The organism is Streptomyces sp. MS191, from assembly GCF_008042125.1.
Classification (GTDB): Bacteria; Actinomycetota; Actinomycetes; order Streptomycetales; family Streptomycetaceae; genus Streptomyces.
Genome location: NZ_RDBI01000044.1, coordinates 1 through 4768, shown reverse-complemented (window position 1 = coordinate 4768; position 4768 = coordinate 1). Strand labels below are relative to the sequence as shown.

Sequence of the window (4768 nt, the reverse complement as noted above, 5' to 3'; positions counted from 1 at the left end):
CAGCTGATCGTCTTCGACAAGTTCGCGCGCGGACTGGTCCGTCACATCCTGCTGCCCGTCCCCGGCGCGCTCGGCAAGGGGGTGCTGGTCGCCCCGACGGTCTACGGGAACGTGATGCTCGGTCCGACCGCGGAGGACCTGGACGACAGGACGGCCACCGGATCGTCCAGGTCCCCGATCACGCCCGCCCCGCCTCCTCCAGCATCGAGCGGAGCCTCGCACCGCAGTAGAACCCCTGGCACCGCCCGCCGCGCGCCCGGGTGCGACGGCGCAGGCCGTCCAGGGAGGCGGGAGGGATCGTCGAGGCGAACGCGTCCCGGACCTCGCCGCGGGTGACCCGCTCGCAGTGACACACGACGCTGCCGTACGCGCCGTCCCCGGCGATCAGCTCGGCGTCCCGGTACGGCCGGGGGAACGCCTCGCCCAGGTTCGGCATGCGGATCGGTGTGCGCGGGCGCGGCGCGCCGGTTCTCAGCCCGGCGTCCCGGAGCAGCTCCACCACGTGTGCCGCGATCGCGAGGGAGGCCGTGAGCCCGGTGGACCGGATGCCGCCCACCGTGACGTAGCGCAGGCCGGGACGGGCCGAGACCCGGTAGTCGTCCTGTTCGGTCGCGGCCCGCAGCCCGGCGTAGACGGCCGTGACCTCCTCGTCCAGCAGCGCGGGCAGGATCCGACGGCCCTGCGCGCGCAGCGCAGCGAGCCCTTCGGCGGTCGATCCGGTGGCCGTCCTGTCGTCCAGGTCCTCCGCGGTCGGACCGAGCATCACGTTCCCGTAGACCGTCGGGGCGACCAGCACCCCCTTGCCGAGCGCGCCGGGGACGGGCAGCAGGATGTGACGGACCAGTCCGCGCGCGAACTTGTCGAAGACGATCAGCTGCCCGCGGCGCGGGGTCACCCGGAAGTCGTGCCGCCCGAACAGTGCGTCGAAGGTGTCGGCGTGCAGCCCGCAGGCGTTCACCACGAACCGGGCGCCCAGCGTGCCGCGAGGAGTGCGCAGCCGGTGCGGGCGGCCCGGGTGGGCCCCCCGTACGGGGCAGTTGAGGTGGAGGTCGACACCGGAGCGGACCGCCTGGGTGGCGTACGCGAGCGTCGTGGTCCACGGACAGACGATCGACTCGCCGGGGACCTCCAGCGCGCCCAGGGCTCCGGGCCCCAGGTGCGGCTCCCGGGCCCGCAGTTCGCCGGGTCCCACGAGCCGGGTGGCGCGGTACGCGTTGGCCGCGGCCTTGTCCGCGAGGCGCGGGAGCGCGGCCAGCTGCTCCTGGTCCCAGGCCACGAGGAGCGCGCCGACCGGCTCGACCGGGATGCCGGTCTCGGCCGCGTACGCGGCGAGCCGGCGCTGCCCCTCCCGGACGAGTCCGGACTCCAGTGAGCCGGGGACCGCGTCGAAACCGGTGTGCAGGATCGCGGTGTTGGCCTTCGACGTTCCGTCGCCGACGTCCCCGGACGCCTCGACGAGGGCGACCCGCAGGGAGTGACCGGCGAGCTCCCGGGCCACGGCGCAGCCGACGACGCCGGCGCCGACGACCACGACGTCGTACTCCGCGCCGGGCGAGGTGGAATCGGGCAGCGCACCCCCGCGGGTGACGAGCCCGTCCCCGGTGGCGTGGTCCCTGCTCCCGCGCCCCGCTGCCGCGCGACTCACGCGCCCACCCCCGGGGCGCCCGGCGACGCCGGCCCGCGCCCGTCCGTCCGTGTCCCGGCGCCCGTCCGTCCGTCCCTGCCCGTGCACCGCTCCCCGCCCGGACTCCGCTCGGTGTCCCGGGACCGCTCCGCCGTCACTCCGCCGGGCCCGCGTCGAGGAGGGCCGCCACGGAGTCGCGGAACGCCGCCCGGCGCTCGCCCGCCTCCGCCGCCGTGACCCGCGGCTCGTAGACGGCCGACGGCTTCCAGTCCGGGACGGCCTCGYGGACCGCGAGGCCGGGGTCCAGGCCGAGGCGGGCGACCGCGGCGGCGCCCAGCGCCGTCGCGTCGGGCAGGGCCGAGACCTCGACGGGCAGTTGGAGGAGGTCCGCCTGCGTCTGCATCAGCAGCGCGGACCTGGTCAGACCGCCGTCCACCCGGAGCGCGGTGAGGGGTGAGCCGAGGTCGGACGCCGCCGCGTCGGCCAGTTCGGCCACCTGAGCGGCGATGCCCTCGCACAGGGCGCGGACCAGGTGGGCTCCGGTGGTGTCCAGGCCGAGGCCGGTGAGCGACCCGCGGACGTCGCCGCGCCACCACGGCGCGGCGAGTCCCGCCAGCGCCGGCACGAAGGTGACACCGCCCGTGTCCGGTACCGAGCCGCCGACGCCGTCGAGCTCCTCGGCCCCGGAGATCACCCCGAGGTCGGTGAGCCAGCGTACGGCGGAGGCCGCGGTGTACACCTGGCCGTCGAGGCAGTAGCTGGTCCGGCCCGCGAGCCGCCAGGCGACGCAGCTGACCAGGCCGGTGTCACCGCGACGGGGGCTCCGGCCGGTCTGGGCCAGCAGGAACGCGCCGGTGCCGTAGGTGCACTTGGCCGCGCCCGGTTCGGTGACGCTCTGCGCGAGCAGCGCGGCCTGCTGGTCCACGAGCAGCCCGGTGAGAGGCAGGGGCGGGCCGAACGCCGTCGTCGTGCCCACGCGGGTGTCCGCGTCGACGACCGTGGGCAGCCGTTCGCCGCCGAGACCGTAGACGTCGAGGGCGTCGGCGGACCACGACACGGTGTCCAGGTCGAGCAGTCCGGTGCGGCCCGCGGTCGCGGCGTCCGTGACGAAACCCCCCGTGAGCCGGTGGACGAGCCAGGCGTCGCTGGTGGTGACCACGCCCGCTCCGGTGCGGTGGCGGCGGATCCAGGCCATCTTCGGGGCGGCGAAGTACGGATCGAGCGGCAGCCCGGTCCACTGCCGCAGCGAGTCCCCGTGCGCCGCGAGTTCCGCGCACAGCTCGGCGGCGCGGCGGTCCTGCCAGACGAGGGCGTCGGTGAGCGGTTCGCCGGTCGCCGGATCCCAGGCCAGCACGGTCTCACCCTGGTTCGCCAGGCCCACGGCCGCGACCGGGGTGCCCGCCTCGGCGAGCGCGGCGCGACCGGCGGCGATCACGGAGTCGAGCAGTTCGCGCGGATCGACCTCGACGAGGCCGCCCGGCAGGTACCGGGGGCGCACCGGGGCCGAGCCGCTGCCGATGACACCCCGCTCGGGGCAGACGACGAGCGCCTTGGTCCCCGAAGTGCCCTGGTCCACGGCGAGTACCGGGCCCGTCATCGTCGTACTCCCGTCCTCGGAGGCGGGCCGCCGTGATCGGGGGACGCCGCCTGCCGTGATCACCGAAGCGGGAATCCTGGTGCAGCGGGCCCGGTCCGTCAAGCCGCCGACGGCGTTCATGTCAGCTCGGTTTCGCAGCTGACTGAAAGTCAAAAGCAGTCTGTGGCTGGATAGTTACGATCAGATATGAAACTGGACCTCGATCGTCCAGAGCCCTCTATAGTGATCGCCGATCAACGGCCGGGACGCCCCACCGGGGGGACTGACCACCCCCTCCACCCCACCGAGGACACCCCATGTCGCCCACCGCACGCCCCGCGCCCTGATGGCCGGGCACGGCTTCCGGCCCGTCTACCATCCGGCGGGCCACGACCACGCCCTGCGCAACGCCGTCCAGGACCTGCGGACCGGCCGCTGGGTGGCCATGGCCCGATTACTCGAGGAGACGGACGGCTGGGCCGGCTGGACCCAGCGCACCCAGGTGCTCGCCGCGGTCGCCGCCGGTACCGACGTGGTCCAGGCGTGGCGCGCCGAGGAGCCGGACAGCGTGGCAGCCACCGTCATGCACACGCGGGTCGTGGTGGAGCGGGCCGTACGGGCGCACCGGGCCGGTCACGCCCGGACCCGCGAGCTGTGGCAGGAGGCGTGGACGGCCTGCCGCCACGCCGCCGAGGCGGCCCCCGACGATCCGGTGCCCTGGGTCTGCCTGCTCGCCCTGGCGGCCCTCGACGACCAGCAGCGGATGGAGGAGCACCGGCTGCGCCCGCCCGCGCCGATGCTGCCGCCCGGCCCCTGGGGACTCCTCGCCGAGGCCGAGAAGCGCGACCCGCACAACCGCGAGGCGTACCACCGGATGCTCCAGTTCCTCTACAGCCGGCGCTCCGGACCGCTCGCCGAGGCCGTGAACTACGTCCAGTGGGCGGCCGCTTCGGCCCCGCCGGGATCCGCCCTGCACGCGCTCCCGCTCTACGTCCGGGTCGAGCGCTACCGGCGCGAGCGCGGTCACGAGCGCGCCCTCGACCTGCACTGGGTGGCCGAGGACGCCGTGCGCGACGCGCAGCGCGCACTCGACACCTGGTTCCTCTTCTGTGCCACCGACGAGGCCTCGCTCCTCGACCTCAACCACCTGGCCCACGCCCTCTTCGGCGCCCTGCGCTTCGCCGACGCGGCCCGCGTCTTCGAGGCGCTCGGCCCGTACTACACGGTGCTGCCGTGGGCCTACCGGACGGCCCGCCCCGACGACCGGGTGCTGGCCGAGGAGGTCTTCCTGCGGGCCCGCGCCCGCTGCCTCGACGGCTGACCCGGCCGCGTCGCGCCGCTCCCCGGCTCCGTACACCCCGCCCGACCCCTTCCCCCGGAGGTAATTGGCATGTCCCGCACAGTCTCCGTCGACACGACACCCGGGCCCCCCGCGGCCCAGGACGAGGAGGCCAGACTCAGGGAGCTCGGCTACCAGCCCGTCCTCGCCCGCCGCATGGGCGGCTTCGGCAACTTCGCCATCAGCTTCTCCGTCATCTCCGTCCTCTCCGGCTGCATGACGCTCTACG

3 protein-coding genes and 2 pseudogenes are annotated in these 4768 nt (G+C 75.1%); 3 read left to right on the top strand and 2 right to left on the bottom strand.

All coding sequences use genetic code 11. The features are described from left to right. Positions 1 to 168: pseudogene (locus EAO71_RS39020) on the top strand (FAD/NAD(P)-binding oxidoreductase); the annotation flags it as partial. Positions 169 to 178: 10 nt separating this feature from the next. On the opposite strand, the gene EAO71_RS21420 reads toward EAO71_RS39020, so the two are convergent. Together EAO71_RS21420 and EAO71_RS21415 are read right to left on the bottom strand one after the other, a co-directional pair. Further along, positions 179 to 1570, bottom strand: coding sequence for an FAD-dependent oxidoreductase (locus EAO71_RS21420; RefSeq protein WP_147979482.1), 1392 nt, complete (start codon positions 1568 to 1570; stop codon positions 179 to 181). 208 nt (positions 1571 to 1778) lie between these two features. Further along, positions 1779 to 3221 carry an FGGY family carbohydrate kinase gene (locus EAO71_RS21415; protein ID WP_147979445.1) on the bottom strand — a complete coding sequence of 481 codons (1443 nt, stop codon included), beginning with the start codon at positions 3219 to 3221 and terminating at the stop codon, positions 1779 to 1781. Between the two features lie 325 nt (positions 3222 to 3546). Here EAO71_RS21415 and EAO71_RS21410 point away from each other — a divergent pair, with 325 nt between their 5' ends. Next, positions 3547 to 4521 carry a hypothetical protein gene (locus tag EAO71_RS21410; RefSeq protein ID WP_147979444.1) on the top strand — a complete coding sequence of 325 codons (975 nt, stop codon included), beginning with the start codon at positions 3547 to 3549 and terminating at the stop codon, positions 4519 to 4521. 69 nt (positions 4522 to 4590) lie between these two features. Further along, positions 4591 to 4768, top strand: a pseudogene (locus tag EAO71_RS39015) (amino acid permease); the annotation flags it as partial.